This is a genomic window from Intrasporangium sp. Soil_C_50, assembly GCF_057656595.1.
The window spans coordinates 145,599-164,159 of sequence record NZ_JBDGKB010000005.1 but is presented as its reverse complement, the minus strand read 5'-3'; the positions used below and the strand labels follow the sequence as shown (position 1 = coordinate 164,159).

The window sequence follows — 18,561 nt, the reverse complement described above, 5'->3', positions numbered from 1 at the left end:
ATGCCTGAGACCAGTGCCGGAACGGTCGTCGTCGAGTCCGCGGGGACCGCGCTCGTCCTCGAGCCCCGCGCGGAGGGCCTGCCGGAGGTGCTGCACTGGGGCCCCGTCCTCGAGGGCGGGCCCGGCACCTATGCCGCCCTGTCCGCCCTGACGGTCGCCCCCGTCCCGCCGAGCGCTCTCGACGAGCCGTGGCCGCTCACCGTCCTGCCCGGCGAGGGCGACGGCTGGTCGGGCACGCCGGGATGGTCCGGGCACCGCGGCGGGTCCGCGGGCGCCGTGCGCTGGTCGGACGTCACGTGCGCGGCCGTGGGCGGCACCGTCGTGACCCGCGCGACCTCGGCGGACGGCATCCGCCTCGAGCTGCGGCACGCGCTCGACGCGCACGGTGTGCTCCGCGTCGACGCGTCGGTGACGAACGCGTCCGACGCCGACGCCCCGCTCGACGTGTCCGCGCTGCGCGCGATGCTGCCGCTGCCGCTGCGCGCCGACGAGGTGCTCGACCTCACCGGGCGCTGGTGCCGCGAGCGCTCGCCGCAGCGCAGCCGGCTCGACCACGGCACGCACCTGCGCGCGTCCCGACGCGGACGCACCGGCCACGACGCGACGCTCCTGCTCATGGCGGGCACCCGCGGGTTCGACTGGGGCTCGGGCGAGGTCTGGGCCGTGCACACGGCCTGGAGCGGCAACCACGAGCACCTCGTCGAGGCCCTGCCCGAGGGCGCCGGCCGCCACCACGCCGTCCTGGGCGGGGGAGAGCTGCTCGCGCCGGGCGAGGTGCGGCTCGCGCCGGGGGAGACCTACGCCGCCCCGACCGTCGTCTTCGTCCACTCGACCGATGGCCTCGACGGCCTGTCGCGCCGCCTCCACCGGGGCCTGCGCGCTCGTGCCGGTCATCCGTCGCGGCCGCGTCCGGTCGTCCTCAACACGTGGGAGGCCGTCTACTTCGAGACCGACCTCGCCCACCTGAAGTCCTTGGCCGACAAGGCTGCTCGAATCGGCGTCGAACGCTTCGTGCTCGACGACGGCTGGTTCGGCTCGCGCCGCCACGACCGCGCCGGCCTCGGCGACTGGGTCGTCTCGGCCGACGCCTGGCCCGACGGCCTGGCACCCCTCGTCGACCACGTCAAGGGCCTGGGCCTCGAGTTCGGGTTGTGGTTCGAGCCGGAGATGGTCAACGAGGACAGTGACCTCGTGCGGGCCCACCCCGAGTGGGCGCTCGGCCCGGCAGCCGGAGCTCCGCGCGAATGGCGCTGGCAGCAGCTGCTCGACCTCACGAACCCCGACGCGTACGCCCAGCTGCTCGAGCGGATCAGCGCGCTCGTCGCCGAGTACGGCATCGACTACATCAAGTGGGACCACAACCGCGACCTCCTCGAGGCCGTGCACACGGTGGACGGCCCCGGCGGTCGCCGGGTCGACGCCCCTGCGGTGCACGACCACACGCTCGCCTTCTACCGCCTGCTCGACGACCTCCGGGCGCGTCACCCGCGGCTCGAGATCGAGTCGTGCAGCAGCGGCGGCGGGCGCGTCGACCTCGGGGTGCTCGACCACACCGACCGCATCTGGACCAGCGACTGCAACGACGCCCTCGAGCGGGCGAGCATCCAGCGCTGGACGAGCCTGCTCGTGCCCGCCGAGCTCATGGGCACGCACGTCGGCCCGGCCACGGCGCACACGACGCACCGCACCGTCGACCTCGGGTTCCGCACGCTCATGGCGCTGCAGGGGCACGCGGGTCTCGAGTGGGACATCACGACGTGCTCGGACGACGAGCTCGAGGCGCTCACCGCGTGGACGGCGCTCGCCCGAGAGCTGCGGCCGCTGCTGCACACCGGCGACCTCGTCCGCTCGGAGAGCCCCGACGGCACCGTCCTCGTGACCGGCACCGTCGAGGCCGAACGCGGCCGGGCCGCCTACACGGTGGCCCGTCTCGTCACCGGTCGCGACGCCGTGACGGGCGCGCTCCCGCTGCCGGGCCTCGACCCCCAGCGCAGCTACGTCGTGCGGGTGCGGCCCGAGGCGGGGCAGCCTGCGGTCGTCCAGCACGGTGCGCCCTCGTGGTGGGAGCCGGCGCTCGGCGCTGACGGCGTCGTCGTGCCGGGCTCGGTGCTCGGCGTCGTCGGCCTGCCCGTGCCGGTCCTCGGCCCGGCCCAGGGCTACCTCCTCGACGTCCGGGCGGTCTGAGGCCTGCTCAGGCCAGCGGCACCGGCACGTCGATGCCGCCCTCGATCGTCAGCCGAGCACCCATGCGGCCGAACGAGGGAACCGGCACGAACGCACCGGCGAAGAGTGCCTCGCCCTGGTAGAAGTTCGGCGACGACGCCAGCATCGCCTCCGGCGCGAAGCCGAAGAGGCGCGAGAGGTCGGCGACGTCGGACGGCGAGTTCATCCGCATGAGCATGAGGTTGTCGCACTGCGAGACGACCTGCGGGTGGACCTTCGAGGGCCGCTGGGTCGAGAGCAGCAGCCACAGGCCGTACTTGCGCCCCTCGGCGGCGATCTGGATGAGCCGGTCGGTCACGGCGTGCTGCAGCGGGGTCGACGGGTCGGAGGGGCAGATGTTGTGCGACTCGTCGATGACGACGAGCGCCGGCTGCCGCTGCTCGCGCTCGGCCCACAGCCGGTCGAGCAGGTCGAGGGCGACGACGAGCTGCTCCTCGTGGCGGCCGAAGCCGGACACGTCGAGGACCGTCGTGCGGGCGGACCGCTCGTGCATCGGCACCGCGCCGGGCGTGTTGATGGGCCACACCTGCCAGCCCCCGATGCCGAGGTTCTCGACGCGCTGCGCGAAGGCCCGCTCGGACGCCGAGCCGACGGCCATGCGCGCGATGAGCTCGCCGAGGTCGATGCTCGTGTCGTTCGCGTCGATGTGCAGCCACTCGTTGAACTCCCCGCGGTCGGTGACCGGGTTGAGCTGCATCACCGACGCCTGGGCGGCCAGCGAGAGGTGACCGAACCGGACGCGCAGCGCGTCCGCGCCGTCGGCGTCGGCCCGCTGCACGTCGAGGGTGCCAGCGCTGGTGAGCCGGTCACCGGCCTCGGCCGGCGCGTCGTCGCGGGTCGTGCCGAGGTGCACGAAGTCGGCGTTCGGGTCGATGACGAACAGCCGCAGCCGCGTCTGGAGGATGAGCTGCTCGAGGACGACCCCCAGCGCGTACGTCTTGCCGGAGCCGCTCTGCCCGCAGACGAACGTGTGCCGGGCGAAGCCGGCGGGCCGCAGGCGCAGCGCGGCCTCGGCGGCACCGAGCTGCCACGTGCCGACCTCCATCGTGGCCCGTGTGGCCTCCTGCAGCTGCTCGGCCTCCTCGCGGTTCGCCGGGCGGATCGTCGCCTGGTCGAGCAGGTCGCGGCCCTGCGGGCGCACGAGCCGCCCGTCCTTGAGGTGCCCCAGGACGACGCCCGCCGCGACGGCCGGGTCGCCGGACCGGGCCCGCACCTGGGCCAGCAGGGCCTCGTGGTCGGACTCGATGACGGCGAGGTCGCCGGGGCTGAGTCGCTCGGTCGCCGCGACGAAGGTGCGCCCGTCGTCGGACCTGACGTCTGCGCCGAAAGTCGTGTCGTGCGTCATCATCGCCTCCACACCGTCGCCGAACCGCAAGCCTCTCCATGGTGGCCCGTGGACGCGGCCGCTGGCGGCGAATCGGGTCAATCGGCGGCGCAGTCGCGGCAGGTGCCGAGGAGGGCGGCGTGGCCGGTGTCGAGGACGAAACCGAGATCGGTCGCCAGGCGCGCCGCGACGTCGTCGAGGACGTCCGGAGGCACGTCGAGGACGCGTCCGCAGGCGTGGCACTGGACGTGCGCGTGGTCGTGGGCGCGGTCATGCGCGTCGTGCGCGTCGTGCGCGTCGTGGGAGTCGTCGTGGCCGGTCGGCGTCTCGTCCTCGGGCCCGGCGCCGAGGTGGTAGACCGTCGCGGACCCGCCGAGGTGCACGTGCGACAGCGCCCCGAGCTCGGTGAGCGCGGTGAGCGTCCGGTAGAGGGTGGCCCGGTGAACGGCCGGCTCGAGGTCGCCGACCCGCGCGCCGATCTGCTCGGCCGTCAGGTGCTCGCCCGCCGCGTCAGCCGCGTCGACGACCGTGAGCACGGCCCGGCGAGCCGGCGTCATCCGCTCGCCGACGGCGCGCAGCCGGGCGAGGACGTCGGCGACGCGCGGCGTCGGGGTCGTCGGCTGGGTCGGCGGCACGCCCTCATCATCCCGCGTCCGGCGGTGGGTGGCAGACTGCCCCCGTGCGTGCCCTCACGAAGCTGTCCGCCGGCCCCGGTCTCGAGCTCGTCGACCGACCCGAGCCCGAATGCGGCCCCACCGACGTCAAGATCCGCGTGCTCCGGGCGGGCATCTGCGGCACCGACCTGCACCTCGCGGGCTGGGACGAGTGGGCCGAGTCGACCGTCAAGCCGCCGCTCGTCATCGGCCACGAGTTCTACGGCGAGGTCGTCGAGGTCGGCGCGGACGTCACGAGCGTGTCCGTCGGCGACCGCGCGTCGGGCGAGGGCCACGTCGTCTGCGGCACCTGCCGCAACTGCCGCGCCGGCCGCCGTCACCTCTGCATCCGCACGCAGGGCATCGGCGTCAACCGCGACGGAGCCTTCGCCGACTTCGTCGTGCTGCCGGCGAGCAACGTCTGGGTGCAGCCGGCCGACCTCGACCCCGACCTCGGTGCCGTCTTCGACCCGCTCGGCAACGCCACGCACACGGCGCTGCAGTGGCCGATGGTCGGCGAGGACGTCGTCATCACCGGCGCCGGGCCGATCGGCGTCATGGCCGCCGGGATCGCCCGCCACGCCGGGGCCCGGTACGTCGTCGTCTCCGACGCGAGCGACTACCGCCTCTCCCTCGCCGAGCACGCCGGTGCCGACCTCACCATCAACGTGACGCGCGAGTCGCTCGCCGACGCCCAGCACCACCTCGGCATGAAGGAGGGCTTCGACATCGGTCTCGAGATGTCGGGGGCCGCGCCCGCCGTCACCGACATGATCGCCAACATGAACCACGGTGGTCGCATCGCGCTGCTCGGGCTGCCGCACCAGAGCTACGAGCTCGACTGGGGCAAGGTCATCACCCACATGCTGACCCTCAAGGGCATCTACGGCCGCGAGATGTACGACACCTGGTACGCGATGTCGCAGATGATCGCGACGTCCGAGCGCTTCCGGGCCGCGGTCTCCCAGGTCATCACGCACCGGTTCCCGGCCGAGCGCTGGGAGGAGGCCTTCGACACGGCGCGTTCGGGCCAGTGCGGCAAGGTCGTCCTCGACTGGTCATGACCCAGCCGGGGCCGCCCCGCCCGCCCCGCCCGCTCGTGCTGCTCCACGGCGTCGGGCAGTCGCCCATCGCGTGGCAGGACTTCGTGTCGGCGTTCGGCGCCGGTCGGCCGATGACCGCGCCGTGGATGCGCGGCCTGCGCCCCAAGGACCCCGTCGGCTTCGACCTCGACGCCGCGGCCTCGGGCGTCGCCGACGAGCTCGAGCTGCAGGGCGTCCGGAAGGCCGACCTCCTCGGGGTGTCAGTGGGGGCGAGCGTCGCGCTGCGCCTCGCCGTCCAGCGACCCGAGCTCGTCGGACGCCTCGTCGTGGCCGGCGCGCTCGTGCGCCCCTCGAAGGGTGCGCTGCGGATGCAGAAGCTCGCGATGCGCCTCGTGCCCGAGTCGAAGCTCGTCGACGCCGGGGTGTCGCGCCCGCGGATGCTCGCAGTGCTCGACGCGCTGCGCGAGTTCGACGGCACCGACGCGCTGCGACGCGTCGAGGCGCCGACGCTCGTCGTCGCGGGGTCGCGCGACCGCGCCGGGGTCGAGGCCGGGCGTCGCCTCGCCACAGACGTTCCCGGCGCGCGGCTGCACGTCGTCGACGGCGCGGGCGCGATGCTCAACACGGAGTCAGCGCGCGAGCTCGCCGACCTCACCCACGAGTTCCTCGACGCGCCAGCGCTCTCCAGCTCCTCCGAGCTCCCCGCGCCGGAGGCCTGACCACCCTCTCCGCGCCGGCCGCCACGCTCCCTCCTCTCTCGTCGAGTGAGCACTCAGTCACAGGGGTCTCAGGCGTCACGTGACGGGTGGGACGCAGTGCTCACTCGACGGGGGAGGGGGAGGGCAGGGCCGCACCGGTGCACTCGGTCGGCTCACCCGATGGCGTCGAGGCCCTCCTGGAGCGTGCGGAGGAAGGCCGCCTGTGGCGGGTGGTCGGAGTTCGCCATGTCGGAGAGCCAGTCGACCTGGTCGCGTACCTGGCGCAGCTGCTCCTCGCTGCCGATGAGGGCCGCCCGCTCGTAGCGGTCGACGGCCTTGGCGGCCTTGGAGCGCGTCGGCTCCGGCGCCCACAGCGCGGCGAGCGTCACGAGGTCGCCGACCACGGCCACGGTCCAGAACGAGGGGGAGTGGCGCGCCTCCTCGTCGGCCACCTCGGTCGCGTCGTGGAGCAGCCGGCGTGCGGTGTCCGGGTCGACGCCCGCGCGGTCGGGCACCGGGCGCCACGTCAGGGCCAGCTCGGCCGCGAGCCAGTTGGCGAGGGCCCCGTTGCTGCGCCGGTCGTGCGGGCCGGCGGCCTCGTGGGCGCGGCGGTACCAGTCGGCGGCGTCGACGAGGGCGTCCTTGGCGCGTGTCCAGTCGTCGGGTGCCGCCGCGGCGGCGGCCGCGGACCGGGCCGGGCACGTGACGAGGGCGAGCCGCTTGTACGCGCTGGCGACGCGCCACAGCCGGTCGATGCTCGGCGCGGGCGCACCCTCGGCCGCGGTGAGGACCGAGGGACCCGGGCCGCTGCCGAGGACGACCGAGCCGGGGTCGTCGATGAGGTGGCGCAGCGTCACGATCGAGGACTCGATCGTCGCGGCGGCGGTCTCGACGGCGTCGGCGCCGAGCAGGGCGATCCCCGACCCGCCGGGGGCGCCCGAGCCGTGCACCGCGTCGGTCGCCGCGGTGCGCACGGTCTGGTCGATCCACACCTCGAAGTCGCGGACCGTGAGCGCCGTGCCGCCCGAGGCGAGGGTGCGGCGGAAGTAGTCGCGGGCGAGGTCGAAGTTGCCGAACTTGTTGTACGTGCGGGCGATGAGCACCTGGAGCGCCCCGTCGGACAGGTCGCACGCGTCGAGCTGGGCCACGAGGGTGTGCAGCCGCCGCAGGCCGTAGTTCGTGTCGCGGCTGACGTCGACCGACTGGCCGAGGTTCTCGATCTCGACGCGGGCCTGCTCGGTGCTCGCGAGGCTTCGCGTCGGTCCGGCCGTCAGCTCGACGCCCTCGCGGGCCAGGCGGTAGTCGGGGTCGCCGTAGCACTGGTAGGCGCCCCACGTGTTGACGTCGGGGTGCAGGCTCCAGGTCTCCGCGCGGGCCCGGGTGACGGCGTCGCCGAAGGTCTCGCCGGCGAGGATCGCGTCGTAGAACGTCGTCGCGAACGTCGACGCCGCCTCGTCGTCGACGGCCCAGCCGCACGCGACGACGGCGCGGACGCCGATGTCGATGAGCTCGGTGGCGACGCTCGCGGCGAGCCGGTGGTAGCGGCCGCCGAGGGTCGGTGCGGCCGTGTCGCCCTCGGGCACCGCGCCGAGGTGGCAGCAGTTGACGAAGACGAGCTCGGGCACCTGGCGCAGCTGCCCGATCTCCCCGGCGGTGAGGAACATCCCACCGCCGAGGACGAGCCCGGTGACGCGTGCCGTCCCGTCGACGCCGTCGGTCCCGGCCGCCGGCACCGGCCAGTCGAAGACGCCGTGCCCCGCCAGGTGCACGATGCGGTAGGCGCCGTCGAAGAGGCCCTGCACCACCTGTGTACCCGACGCGGTGATGAGCGGGTCGCACTGGAATCCCTTGTCCTGCAGGGTCTTCGCAACAGCGCGGGCCTCGTTCTGGGCGGCGGGCAGCGGACCGAGGCCGCTCTCGGTGTCGCCGATGACGAACGCGCGGCCCGTCGTCGCCGACAGCACGTGGCTGCGCATCGTCGTGCCCTCGAGCTGGCGCACGAGGCCGCGCCGCACCCCGAGGGGTGTCCGGCGCTCGCCGTCCCCTGCGCCGATCCGGTCGGCGCCGTGGTCGTCGAGCAGCTCCCACGGGAAGTGCGCCGAGCCACGGTCCACGACGAGCACGATGTTGTCGGTGTCGGGTGCCTGCGCCTTGAGGTCGTTCGGGAAGAGCAGCTCGAAGAGGGTGTGGGCCGACACGGCGTCGGGCGAGGGCGTGTCGACGAGCGACTCGACGAGGCGGTCGACGAGGGCCCGCTGGGTGCCCACGGTGCGCGTCGGCGTGCCGGCCCGGCCCACCGACGCCTCGAAGGTGAGGGAGCCGTCGGAGTCGCTGCGCACCCGCACCTGCTGCCACCAGCCGTCGCGCTCGGTGAAGACGAGCCGTCGCTGTCGCCCCGGCATCTCACGCAGGCGCGGGTCGAGGACGAAGCACTCGGCGAGCTCGCCCGTCGACATCGACGCACTGACGGCGTCGAGGGCCTGGAGGGCGCGGTCCTGCCACAGCTCGATGACCTCGAGGTCGCTGATGTGCACGCCCATGCCGGTGTCGGCGAGGCGGTCGTTGGCCCGCTGGATGCCGGTGAGCAGCGCCTGGACGCTGTCGCGCACCGGCAGGCCGCCGGCGCCGGTGGCGATGAGCAGGCTCGAGAGTCGCATCTGCAGGACGCCGCCGGTGCGGCGGGATGCCTTGCGGGGCCGGGCGATCGACAGGTGGCCGAGGGCGGCGGTCAGGGCCGCGTGCGCCACAGCCCGGGCCAGGGACGCCGCGCTCAGCTGGCCGATGGGGCCCAGGCCCGCGACGACCGCACCGGGTGGCGTCGACCACTTGTCGGGGTCGGTGAACACCTGGCACGTCTCCAACGCGCCCGGGTAGATGCCGAGCATCGCTGCGCGGGAGAGCCGCCCGTCGAGCAGCTGGTCGAGGGCGGCCTCGCCGCCGACGAGGGTGCTGCCGGCGTAGTGGCCGACGATGAGGTGGTTGCGGGCGAAGCGCAGGTCGCCGTGGGCGACGTGGACGGTCGGCCGGGGTCGCGGGTCGGACGCATCGGATGCGGCGGACGCGTCGGACGCGTCGGGAGCGACGGACGCGTCGGGTGCACGGGACGGCGTGGACGGTGAACCGGTCGTGGAGGGGGCGGGCGGCGTCGGTGTCGCCGGGACGGTCCCCGGCGGCGTCGGGACGGGCCCGTCGAGCGGGGACACGACCTCACCCCGCGGGCGACAGGAACGGGGCGTCGAGGCGGACGCCGCGGCCCTCGAGCTGCGGCACCTGCGGGTAGGCGCCGCGCAGCCCGACCAGGGTGCGGCGGTGCACGTCGCGGTAGGACGCGGTCGGGTCCTCGCGCATCGCCTTGACGAGGTAGTACGTCAAGGCGCCGTTGTACGAGCCGTCGATGTGTGCGTCGGCCGAGGTCTGCGTGTCGCGGCAGCCGCTGACGAGGGTCTCGATGATGTCGACGTCGTGCACGTCTCCGTCCCGGCGCCGGCCGGCCCGACGCGGGGTGCCGGTGTGGGCGCCGCCGCGGTCCTCGTCGTCCGGGTTGGGCAGGAACCGGTCGACCACCTCCGGCTGCGGCATGCCCGGCGGCGGGAGCGGCTCGCGGGTGTTGGTGCCGGAGTGGCAGCAGTCCATGACGACGGTGAGGCTCGCGGCCGGGTCGAGGCGGTCGAAGGTGGTGCGCAGCCAGTCGTCGGTGAGCGGGTCGTCCCAGTCGAGGTCGTGCGGGCAGAGGATCTCGTCGCGGCCGTCGGCCTCGTCGCCGTTGGTGTCGGGCACGTTCGAGCCGTGACCGGAGTAGTGCAGGTAGAGGACGTCGCCCGGGGCGGCGCCGTCGACGAGGCCGGAGATCGCCTCCTGCATCGCCGCCTTGGTGGCCGCCGCGTCGGTGAGGAGCGTGACGGCGGCGTCGGGGAAGCCGTAGAGGTCGCGCAGGACGCCGGCGGCGAGCTCGACGTCGTTGACGCAGCCGCGGAGGTCGGCCCCCGGGATCGCGTACTGGTTGATGCCGATGAGCAGGGCGCGCCGGGCCATGAGGAGCTCCTTCCGCCGAGCGCACGGGGCAGGGTGGGGGCCCCACCTCCCAGAGTCCTCCTGCGCAGGCGGTGATACACCCGGTTCGGGCGTCTTGGGTGCTCACTCGGGCAGACGGCACCGCCCGGCCCGAAGGTGTGCCGGGCCGGGCGGTGCCGTGAGGTCCGCGCCGTCAGACGCGCTTGATGGTGTACGTGATCCACCACTCGTTGACGAGCTTGATGTCACCCTGGCTCGAGGAGGACCGGTAGATGGCCCCGCTGCCGGTCGTGACGCGCGGCGTGAAGTAGCCGCTCGGGTAGGTCACCGGGACGCCGACGGAGTAGACGAGGTTGCAGTCCGTCCGGTCGTCGGGAACGAGCTTGCTGCCCAGCCAGGCTCCGACCGCGACGTACACCTTCGCCGGCAGGGGGAGGCCGAGGACCTCCTTGAGGCCCGTGAACAGCTCGGGACGGTGGCACACCGTCGTGCCCACGGTCAGGGTGCCCCGGGTCAGCTTCTGGGCCAGCGTCGCGAAGCCGCGGACGTAACCCGACGCGAGGCCGATCGTCGTCCCGTTCCGGGTGAGGCCGTTGAAGTAGGGCGTCTCGTTGAACGGCGACATCGGGACCCACACCCCGTTGGACAGGCACGTGGTGACGACGAGGTCGGTGTGGCCGCCGTCCCAGTAGTAGTTCTTCTCACCCGTCCTCCGCGGCATTCCCCCACCGCTGTACTGCTCCGCATAGCGGTACTCGCGCACGGAGGCCGAGACACGGACCTTCTGGTTGTACTTGCAGACGAGCGCGTCCGCCTGCGGCGCGGCCACCGCGAGCGAGGTCGCGGCCACGAGCGAAGCGAGCACGGTCGTGCCGGTCAGGCGACGGAACCGGCGCGGCCGGGCAGGACGGAGCGAACGCAGAACCTTCATGTGAACCCCTGTTTGTCGTCGGTGGTGCGGACAGCGCGAGTCTGCACGGCCGGGCTCAGGGGTGTGACCGTTTTGGGCTGTTCAGCTCAGCAGAGGTTGATGCCGCCGGCGTCGAGGAGCTTGCCGGCCGTGGCGTCGTCGGGCACCAGGGGCACGAGCCAGTCGTCGCCCGAGATCGACTTGACGCCGGTCTTGCACTGGAAGGTGCTGACGGTGCGGTCGAGGTCGACGGCCTTGTCGTAGAAGGACGCCTCGACCTGCTGGCCCTTGGGACCGGTGCACGTCACCTTGTGGTCGTCGACCGATCCCCTGGCGTCGGAGTCGGGCGGGCAGACGACCTGGGCCACCGTGATCCACGCCGGGTGCGCGCCCGCGACCTCCTTCGTCGCGCTCGGGCCGCCGTCGCCGCAGGCGGTGAGGGCGAGAACGGTGGCCGCGGTGGCGCAGCTGAGGGCGAGTCGTCGATGCACGGGAGGTCCTGGCGTCCTGGTGGGAGGGCTGGTCCGGCGGGCCTCGTGGGCCGCGCAAACCCCGCCACTGTAGTGGCGCAAAGAGCTTCGCACCGACTCGAGCGGACGTCAGGGCGGTCTCTGCCGGGCCCGCTGAGCATGCCGGCGTGACATTGTCGACACATGGGACGCCTCGTCTACACGACCATCTGCTCCCTCGACGGCTACGTGGCCGACGCGTCGGGGAGCTTCGAGTGGGCCGCCCCCGACGCCGAGGTGCACGGCTTCGTCAACGACCTCGAGCGCGGCGTCGGCACCCACCTGTGCGGTCGGCGGCTCTACGAGGTGATGCGGTACTGGGACACCGCGCCGACGGAGGACCCCGAGGGGTCGGTCGCCGACGACTACGCCCGCGTGTGGCAGGCGAGCGACAAGGTCGTGTACTCGACGACGCTCGACGCGGTCTCCGCTCCTCGCACGCGCCTCGAGCGGTTCTTCGACCCCGAGGCGGCCAAGGCCTGGGTGCAGGAGCAGCCGCACGACGTCAGCATCGGCGGCCCGTCGCTCGCGGCCCAGGCCCTGCGGGCCGGCGTCGTCGACGAGGTCACCGTGTTCCGGGTGCCGCACGTCGTCGGGGGAGGCACGCCGATCCTGCCGACCGACGTGCGGATGCAGCTGCGCCTGTGCGACTCCCGCACGTTTGCCAACGGCACGACGTACGCCCGCTACGACGTGCTCTGACGCCCGGGTCGGCCGGCCGACCAGCCGCGCCACGCGTCGACGCCGACGGCGACGAACGGACCCGCGGGCGGGCGTTCGGCGTACTGGGGGTAGCGGGCCACCAGGGCGTCCCGGCCGGCACGCGTCGCAACGTCGGTGGCGTCGGTGGCGTCGAGGACGCGGGCGGTGCCGTCGGCGCGGACCCACCACAGCTGCGTCCAGTCGTCCTCGTAGTGGTCGACGAGGAGGCTGACGCGGGGGTGCGCGGCGATGTTGGCCAGGCGGCGCAGGGCCCGCGTCGACTTGGGCTTGTCGTCGACCGCCGACCACACGACGTCGCCGACGACGGCGAAGACGACCGGCACGAGGTGCGGCGACCCGTCGGGCGTGACCGTCGCGAGCCGGGCGACCCGCGCGGCGGCGAAGCGCGCCCTCGCCTCGTCCGCGTCCACCCGGCCCACGCTAGTCCGCCCGCGCGGCAATACGCTGGGGGACGCCACACGCCCGACCACGCGCGAAGGACGACCATGTACGGATCGGTCAAGGACGAGATCGCAGCGACCCTGCAGGAGATCGAGGACGCCGGCCTCTACAAGAACGAACGCGAGCTGACCTCACCCCAGTCGGCCCACGTCACCACCCTCAAGGCCGAGGCGCTCAACTTCTGCGCCAACAACTACCTCGGCCTGGCCGACGACCCCGCGATCGTCGCCGCCGCCAAGGCCGCGCTCGACGACTGGGGCTTCGGCATGGCGTCGGTCCGCTTCATCTGCGGCACGCAGACGCTGCACACCGACCTCGAGCGCACCATCAGCGAGTTCCTCGGCACCGAGGCCACGATCCTCTACTCCTCGTGCTTCGACGCGAACGGCGGCGTATTCGAGGTGCTCTTCGGCGCCGAGGACGCCATCATCAGCGACGAGCTCAACCACGCCTCGATCATCGACGGTGTGCGCCTGTCCAAGGCGATGCGCTACCGCTACAAGAACGCCGACATGACCGACCTGCGGGCCCAGCTCGAGGCCGCCGTCGCGGCCGGCGCCAAGCGCAAGGTCGTCGTCACCGACGGCGTCTTCTCGATGGACGGCTCGTACGCCCCGCTCGACGAGATCTGCGACCTCGCAGACGAGTTCGGCGCTCTCGTGTTCGTCGACGACTCGCACGCCGTCGGCTTCGTCGGCGACGGCGGCCGCGGCACGCCCGAGCTGTTCGGCGTCCAGGACCGCGTCGACATCATCACCGGCACGCTCGGCAAGGCCCTCGGCGGCGCGTCCGGCGGCTACGTGGCCAGCCACCGCGAGGTCGTCGACCTGCTGCGCCAGCGCTCGCGCCCGTACCTGTTCTCCAACTCCGTCGCGCCGGCCGTCGCGGCCGGCTCGAAGGCCGCCATCGAGCTCGTCGCGAGCTCGGCCGAGAAGCGCGAGCAGCTGCGCCGCAACACCGACCTGTTCCACTCGCTCATGACCGAGGCCGGCTTCGAGCTGCTGCCCGGCACGCACCCGATCCGCCCGGTCATGTTCCCGGGCGAGGACGGCGCCCGCCGCGCCGCGCAGGTCGCCGACCACATGCTCGGCAACGGCGTCTACGTCATCGCGTTCTCCTACCCGGTCGTGCCCAAGGGCAAGGCGCGCATCCGCGTCCAGCTCTCTGCCGCGCACTCCGAGGACGACGTCCGCGCCTGCGTCGACGCCTTCGTCAAGGGCCGCGACGCCGTCGGCTGACCCCCGCGTCGATGACCCGTCCCGCGACGCACTCCTGGAGGAAGTGCGCGTCCGTGGCCGGACGCCGTCGCTCAGACGTCGACGCGGGCGTGCAGCCAGGGGCGGTGCAGGTCGAAGCGGCGGCCGGTGATCTCGTCGACGACGATCTCGACGACGACCGTCTTCGGGGTGTTCACCCACGGGCGCAGGGGCAGCGACTCGGTGGCCCACGTCGTGTCGCCGGTCAGCTCGTGGGCGCGGCCGCGGCAGATGACGCTCGTCGCGTGCTCACCCTCGAGCTCGTCGACCTCGAAGGCGACGTCGCAGTTCATCGCGACGCCGAGCAGCTTGCTGCCCTCGGCCGTGAGGAACAGGAGCCGGTGGTCGACGACGGCGTAGTTGATGGGGACGAGGTGGACCTCGTCGGCGAGGTGGTAGGCGAGGCGGCCGAACTCACGGCCGTGGAGGAAGTCCCAGCTCTCCTCGGGGTGCAGCTCGTGCACGGGGCTGTCGGGCGTGTTCATCGTCGTCACCTCTCTCGGGTTCCCGGGTCGGTCGGGTCCCGCCTCGGACTACTACTGATTGTAGTAAGGACTGTGGCCGACGGACCCGCATCGTGGCGAGGCTCGCGTCACAGCCGCGGTGCGATTGACTGTGGCCATGGACTTCTGGAGTGCGTACGCCCAGGGCTTCGCGCGCGTGGCCGCCTGCACCCTCCCGATCACCGTCGCCGACCCCGCCCGCAACGCCGACGCCGTCCTCGAGCAGGTGCGCGACCTGCACGACGAGGGCGTGGCGCTCGCGGTGTTCCCCGAGCTGTGCCTGTCCGGCTACGCCATCGACGACCTCCTGCTGCAGGACCCCCTCCTCGACGCCGTCGACGACGCCATCGCGCGCATCGCCGAGGCCACGGCCGACCTGCGCCCGCTCGTCGTCGTCGGCGCACCGCTCGATCGTGACGGCCGCCTCTACAACTGCGCCGTCGTCATCCACGCCGGACGCGTCATCGGCGTCGCCCCGAAGTCGTACCTGCCGAACTACCGCGAGTTCTACGAACGGCGCCACTTCGGCGCCGGCGACGACCAGCGCGGCGGCACCATCGAGGTGGCCGGTGACCGAGTCCCCTTCGGCCCCGACCTGCTGTTCCGCGCCACCGACGTGCCCGGCCTCGTCGTGCACGTCGAGGTGTGCGAGGACATGTGGGTGCCCATCCCGCCGAGCCACGAGGCGGCGCTCGCGGGGGCCACGGTGCTCGCCAACATCTCCGGCTCTCCCATCACCGTGTCACGCGCGGACGACCGGAAGCTCTTGTGCCGCAGCGCATCCGCCCGCTGCCTCGCCGCCTACCTCTACGCCGCGGCCGGTGAGGGCGAGTCGTCGACCGACCTGTCGTGGGACGGCCAGACGCTCGTCTACGAGAACGGCGCCCTGCTCGCCGAGTCAGACCGGTTCCCCGAGGGGCCGCGCCGGTCCGTCGCCGACATCGACCTCGACCTGCTGCGGCAGGAGCGCCAGCGCCAGGGCACGTTCGACGACAACCGCCGCACCCACGCCGCCCGCACCGGCCAGTTCCGCACCGTCGAGGTCGAGCTCGCGCCCCCGACCGGCGACCTCGGCCTGCTCCGCAAGGTCGACCGGTTCCCGTTCGTCCCCGACGACCCCGAACGCCTCGCCCTCGACTGCTACGAGGCCTACAACATCCAGGTGTCCGGCCTCGAGCAGCGACTGCGCGCGATGTCGACGGACGGCTGGCGGCCCAAGGTCGTCATCGGCGTCAGCGGCGGCCTCGACTCGACCCACGCCCTCATCGTCGCCGCCAAGGCGATGGACCGCCTCGACCGGCCGCGCAGCGACATCCTCGCCTTCACGATGCCCGGCTTCGCCACGAGCGAGCACACCAAGCGCAACGCCGTCGCCCTCATGGAGGCGCTCGACGTCACGTGGGAGGAGCTCGACATCCGCCCGGCCGCCACGCAGATGCTCGACACCATGGGCCACCCGTTCGGGCGCGGCGAGGAGGTCTACGACGTCACCTTCGAGAACGTCCAGGCCGGCCTGCGCACCGACTTCCTCTTCCGCATCGCCAACCAGCGCGGCGGCATCGTCCTCGGCACCGGCGACCTGTCCGAGCTGGCCCTCGGCTGGTGCACGTACGGCGTCGGCGACCAGATGAGCCACTACGCCGTCAACACCGGCGTGCCCAAGACCCTCATCCAGCACCTCGTGCGGTGGGTCGTGTCGTCGGGCCAGTTCGAGGACCACGTCGACGAGACGCTCCTGTCGATCCTCGACACCGAGATCAGCCCCGAGCTCGTGCCGGCGAGGGAGGGCGAGGCGCCGCAGAGCACCCAGGCGAAGATCGGTCCCTACTCGCTGCAGGACTTCACGCTCTTCCACGTGCTGCGCCGCGGCTACCGGCCCTCGAAGATCGCCTACCTCGCCTGGAACGCGTGGCACGACCCCGAGGCCGGCGAGTGGCCGCCCGGCTTCCCCGACGCCGACCGCGTCGCCTACGACCTGTCGACGATCCGCCGCTGGCTCGAGGTGTTCGTGACCCGGTACTTCGCCAACCAGTTCAAGCGCTCGGCGCTGCCGAACGGCCCGAAGGTCCTCGCCGGCGGCTCGCTGTCCCCGCGCGGCGACTGGCGGATGCCGTCCGACGCCTCGGGCGCGGCGTGGCTGGACGAGCTCGACGCCAACGTGCCCGACGCGTGAGGCTGTGCCCGTGACCGAGCGTTCCCGAGCCGCCGTGATCGTCCGCGAGTACACCGATGCCGACTGGCCCGCCGTCTGGGCCGTCGTCGAGCAGGTGGTCCGCGCCGGCGACACCTTTCCCTACCCGGTCGACCTCGACGAGGCCACGGCCCGCACGATCTGGCTCGACAACGGCCCGGGCGGGCGGGCCACCGTGGCCGTCGCGGGTGACGAGCTGCTCGGCACGGCGAAGATGGGCCGCAACCGGCCCGGGCCCGGCTCGCACGTGGCGACGGCGAGCTACATGGTGACCGACGCGGCCCGCGGGCGTGGCGTCGGGCGGGCCCTCGTCGAGGACTCGCTCGCGTGGGCGCGCGAGGCCGGCTTCGCCGCGATGCAGTTCAACGCCGTCGTGGAGACGAACCGCGGCGCGGTCAGCCTCTACGAGAGCCTCGGCTTCACCATCATCGGCACGGTGCCCCGCGCCCACGAGATGCCCGACGGGACGCGCGTCGGCGCGCACGTCATGCACGTCGACCTCTGAGGGCCCACCGCCTCCGCCGGCTTGCTCAGCCTGCTCAGCCGGAGATGGCGACCTTCAGGGCGCCGGTGTCGGCCGCGCGGGCGAAGGTGTCGTACGCGTCGAGGAACTCACCCATCGCGAAGCGATGGGTCACGAACCTCGCCAGGTCGACCTGACGCGTCGAGAGCAGCTTGAGCAGCGTCGGCGTCGAGTACGTGTCGACGAGCCCGGTGGTGATGGTGACGTTCTTGATCCAGAGCTCCTCCAGGTGCAGCGTGGCCGGGCCGCCGTGCACGCCGACGTTCGCCACCCGGCCGCCCGGTCGCACGAGGGCAGCGCACTGCTCGAAGGTCGCCGCCACGCCCACGGCCTCGACGGCCACGTCGGCGCCGAGGCCGCCCGTCAGGCCGCGCAGCACCTCGACCGCGTCCTCACGAGCAGGGTTGACGGTGATGTCGGCCCCGAACTGCTTGGCCGCATCGAGTCGCGCATCGGCCAGGTCGATGGCCACGACATGGGAAGGACTGAAGAGCTTGGCACCCATGATGGCGGAGAGGCCGACCGGGCCGGCGCCCACCACCGCTACGACGTCACCGGGTGAGACCCGGCCGTTCAGCACACCGACCTCGTAGCCCGTGGGCCCGATGTCGGCGAGCATGAGCACCTCCTCGTCAGTCACGCCGTCGGGGACGGCGTAGGTCGAGGTGTCCGCGAAGGGCACCCGGACGTACTCCGCCTGGGTGCCGTCGATCTTGTGGCCGAGGATCCAGCCGCCACCGCCGACGCACTGGCCGTAGCTGCCGTCACGGCAGTAGCGGCACGACCCGCACGCGGTGATGCAGGAGACGAGCACGCGGTCGCCGGGGCGGACGTTCTTGACGCCCGACCCGACCTGCTCCACGGTGCCGACCGCCTCGTGGCCGAGGATCCGCCCGTCGGTGACGGCGGCGACGTCACCCTTGAGGATGTGCAGGTCGGTGCCGCAGATGGTGACGGTGTCGACCTTGACCACGGCGTCGGAGTCCTCGCGGAGGGTCGGCTTCGGCACCTCCTCCCAGGCCTTCCGGCCCGGACCGTGGTAGACGATGGCGCGCATGGTGCCTGCGTCGGTGGCCACGGTGATCAGCTGATCTCGATGTGGGTGGTCTTGGCCTCGCCCGCCTTGGGCATCGTCACGAGCAGGACGCCGTCGGACAGCGTCGCGGTGACGGCCTTGTCGTCGACCGGTACGGGCAGGATCGCCTCGTAGACGAAGCTGCCGGAGGTCCGCGTCGTGTGCCGCAGCGTCCCCTTGCCCTCCGTCTCGGTGGACTTCGTGCCGCGCACGCTGAGCCGGCGGCCGGAGAACTCGATCGTGACGTCCTTCTTGTCGACGCCGGGCAGGTCGAGCTCCAGGGTGAAGGCGTCGTCCGTCTCGCGCAGCTCGCCGCCGGGCGAGAAGTCGCTGCCGCCCAGTGCCGGTGACCACATCTGCTCGATGAGGTCCTGCATGCGACCGGCCCACGGCCCGAGCTCGCTCCACGGCAGCAGGTCTCCACGCGTCTGCGTCGGACGGCGCTCCGGGGCCTTGGCGCCCGAGTTCGTGCTCATCA

Annotated in this window: 17 protein-coding genes; 7 read left to right on the top strand and 10 right to left on the bottom strand. The window is 72.9% G+C overall.

The genetic code is table 11. The features are described from left to right. Positions 1–2,184: an alpha-galactosidase gene (locus tag AC3A5R_RS13875; protein WP_487621351.1), complete on the top strand. Its 2,184-nt coding sequence runs from the start codon at positions 1–3 to the stop codon at positions 2,182–2,184. Between the two features lie 7 nt (positions 2,185–2,191). Here AC3A5R_RS13875 and AC3A5R_RS13870 read toward each other — a convergent pair whose 3' ends face one another. Both AC3A5R_RS13870 and AC3A5R_RS13865 read right to left on the bottom strand, forming a co-directional pair. Beyond that, on the bottom strand, positions 2,192–3,568 hold the full coding sequence (locus AC3A5R_RS13870; protein WP_487621350.1) for an ATP-binding protein: 1,377 nt from the start codon (positions 3,566–3,568) through the stop codon (positions 2,192–2,194). A 77-nt stretch (positions 3,569–3,645) separates the two neighbouring features. Continuing rightward, entirely contained in the window at positions 3,646–4,182 is a 537-nt protein-coding gene (locus AC3A5R_RS13865; RefSeq protein ID WP_487621349.1) for a Fur family transcriptional regulator, read from the bottom strand. Between the two features lie 44 nt (positions 4,183–4,226). Here AC3A5R_RS13865 and tdh point away from each other — a divergent pair, with 44 nt between their 5' ends. Together tdh and AC3A5R_RS13855 are read left to right on the top strand one after the other, a co-directional pair. Then, the gene (tdh, locus tag AC3A5R_RS13860; RefSeq protein WP_487621348.1) at positions 4,227–5,264 is read left to right on the top strand and encodes an L-threonine 3-dehydrogenase; all 1,038 of its coding nucleotides are present in this window, start codon (positions 4,227–4,229) and stop codon (positions 5,262–5,264) included. Continuing rightward, the gene (locus AC3A5R_RS13855; RefSeq protein WP_487621347.1) at positions 5,261–5,962 is read left to right on the top strand and encodes an alpha/beta fold hydrolase; all 702 of its coding nucleotides are present in this window, start codon (positions 5,261–5,263) and stop codon (positions 5,960–5,962) included. The genes tdh and AC3A5R_RS13855 overlap by 4 nt, the downstream gene beginning before the upstream one ends. A 152-nt stretch (positions 5,963–6,114) precedes the next feature. On the opposite strand, the gene AC3A5R_RS13850 is transcribed toward AC3A5R_RS13855, so the two are convergent. From AC3A5R_RS13850 to AC3A5R_RS13835, 4 genes are all read right to left on the bottom strand, one after another. Beyond that, positions 6,115–9,144 carry a CHAT domain-containing protein gene (locus tag AC3A5R_RS13850; RefSeq protein WP_487621346.1) on the bottom strand — a complete coding sequence of 1,010 codons (3,030 nt, stop codon included), beginning with the start codon at positions 9,142–9,144 and terminating at the stop codon, positions 6,115–6,117. A 4-nt stretch (positions 9,145–9,148) separates the two neighbouring features. Further along, positions 9,149–9,973, bottom strand: coding sequence for a caspase family protein (locus AC3A5R_RS13845; RefSeq protein WP_487621345.1), 825 nt, complete (start codon positions 9,971–9,973; stop codon positions 9,149–9,151). Positions 9,974–10,145: 172 nt separating this feature from the next. Next, positions 10,146–10,883 carry a hypothetical protein gene (locus AC3A5R_RS13840; protein ID WP_487621344.1) on the bottom strand — a complete coding sequence of 246 codons (738 nt, stop codon included), beginning with the start codon at positions 10,881–10,883 and terminating at the stop codon, positions 10,146–10,148. Between the two features lie 86 nt (positions 10,884–10,969). Continuing rightward, positions 10,970–11,353 carry a hypothetical protein gene (locus tag AC3A5R_RS13835; RefSeq protein WP_487621343.1) on the bottom strand — a complete coding sequence of 128 codons (384 nt, stop codon included), beginning with the start codon at positions 11,351–11,353 and terminating at the stop codon, positions 10,970–10,972. A gap of 162 nt (positions 11,354–11,515) precedes the next feature. Here AC3A5R_RS13835 and AC3A5R_RS13830 point away from each other — a divergent pair, with 162 nt between their 5' ends. Beyond that, a complete protein-coding gene (locus AC3A5R_RS13830) occupies positions 11,516–12,073 on the top strand; it encodes a dihydrofolate reductase family protein (protein ID WP_487621342.1) in 558 nt (185 codons plus the stop codon). On the opposite strand, the gene AC3A5R_RS13825 is transcribed toward AC3A5R_RS13830, so the two are convergent. Further along, positions 12,058–12,504 (bottom strand): TIGR03668 family PPOX class F420-dependent oxidoreductase, encoded by a 447-nt coding sequence (locus AC3A5R_RS13825; RefSeq protein ID WP_487621341.1) that lies wholly within the window; start codon positions 12,502–12,504, stop codon positions 12,058–12,060. The genes AC3A5R_RS13830 and AC3A5R_RS13825 overlap by 16 nt on opposite strands. Positions 12,505–12,579: 75 nt before the next feature. On the opposite strand from AC3A5R_RS13825, the gene AC3A5R_RS13820 reads away from it, so the two are divergent. Next, positions 12,580–13,773 (top strand): glycine C-acetyltransferase, encoded by a 1,194-nt coding sequence (locus AC3A5R_RS13820; protein ID WP_487621340.1) that lies wholly within the window; start codon positions 12,580–12,582, stop codon positions 13,771–13,773. Positions 13,774–13,844: 71 nt separating this feature from the next. On the opposite strand, the gene AC3A5R_RS13815 is transcribed toward AC3A5R_RS13820, so the two are convergent. Next, the gene (locus AC3A5R_RS13815; RefSeq protein WP_487621339.1) at positions 13,845–14,276 is read right to left on the bottom strand and encodes a pyridoxamine 5'-phosphate oxidase family protein; all 432 of its coding nucleotides are present in this window, start codon (positions 14,274–14,276) and stop codon (positions 13,845–13,847) included. 136 nt (positions 14,277–14,412) lie between these two features. Here AC3A5R_RS13815 and AC3A5R_RS13810 point away from each other — a divergent pair, with 136 nt between their 5' ends. Continuing rightward, positions 14,413–16,467, top strand: a complete 2,055-nt coding sequence (locus AC3A5R_RS13810; RefSeq protein WP_487621338.1) for an NAD(+) synthase — start codon at positions 14,413–14,415, stop codon at positions 16,465–16,467. Positions 16,468–16,477: 10 nt separating this feature from the next. Further along, positions 16,478–16,990 (top strand): N-acetyltransferase family protein, encoded by a 513-nt coding sequence (locus AC3A5R_RS13805; RefSeq protein WP_487621337.1) that lies wholly within the window; start codon positions 16,478–16,480, stop codon positions 16,988–16,990. A gap of 34 nt (positions 16,991–17,024) precedes the next feature. Here AC3A5R_RS13805 and AC3A5R_RS13800 read toward each other — a convergent pair whose 3' ends face one another. Both AC3A5R_RS13800 and AC3A5R_RS13795 read right to left on the bottom strand, forming a co-directional pair. Next, positions 17,025–18,086 carry a zinc-binding dehydrogenase gene (locus AC3A5R_RS13800; protein WP_487621336.1) on the bottom strand — a complete coding sequence of 354 codons (1,062 nt, stop codon included), beginning with the start codon at positions 18,084–18,086 and terminating at the stop codon, positions 17,025–17,027. Positions 18,087–18,091: 5 nt separating this feature from the next. Then, the gene (locus AC3A5R_RS13795; protein ID WP_487621335.1) at positions 18,092–18,559 is read right to left on the bottom strand and encodes an Hsp20/alpha crystallin family protein; all 468 of its coding nucleotides are present in this window, start codon (positions 18,557–18,559) and stop codon (positions 18,092–18,094) included. Between the last annotated feature and the right edge of the window lie 2 nt (positions 18,560–18,561).

Coding starts and splice junctions, on each gene's coding strand:
- AC3A5R_RS13820 (WP_487621340.1), top strand. CDS start 12,580: ATGTACGGATCGGTCAAGGACGAGATCGCAGCGACCCTGCAGGAGATC.
- AC3A5R_RS13840 (WP_487621344.1), bottom strand. CDS start 10,883: ATGAAGGTTCTGCGTTCGCTCCGTCCTGCCCGGCCGCGCCGGTTCCGT.
- AC3A5R_RS13830 (WP_487621342.1), top strand. CDS start 11,516: ATGGGACGCCTCGTCTACACGACCATCTGCTCCCTCGACGGCTACGTG.
- AC3A5R_RS13815 (WP_487621339.1), bottom strand. CDS start 14,276: ATGAACACGCCCGACAGCCCCGTGCACGAGCTGCACCCCGAGGAGAGC.
- AC3A5R_RS13855 (WP_487621347.1), top strand. CDS start 5,261: ATGACCCAGCCGGGGCCGCCCCGCCCGCCCCGCCCGCTCGTGCTGCTC.
- AC3A5R_RS13875 (WP_487621351.1), top strand. CDS start 1: ATGCCTGAGACCAGTGCCGGAACGGTCGTCGTCGAGTCCGCGGGGACC.
- AC3A5R_RS13795 (WP_487621335.1), bottom strand. CDS start 18,559: ATGAGCACGAACTCGGGCGCCAAGGCCCCGGAGCGCCGTCCGACGCAG.
- AC3A5R_RS13810 (WP_487621338.1), top strand. CDS start 14,413: ATGGACTTCTGGAGTGCGTACGCCCAGGGCTTCGCGCGCGTGGCCGCC.
- AC3A5R_RS13845 (WP_487621345.1), bottom strand. CDS start 9,973: ATGGCCCGGCGCGCCCTGCTCATCGGCATCAACCAGTACGCGATCCCG.
- AC3A5R_RS13870 (WP_487621350.1), bottom strand. CDS start 3,568: ATGACGCACGACACGACTTTCGGCGCAGACGTCAGGTCCGACGACGGG.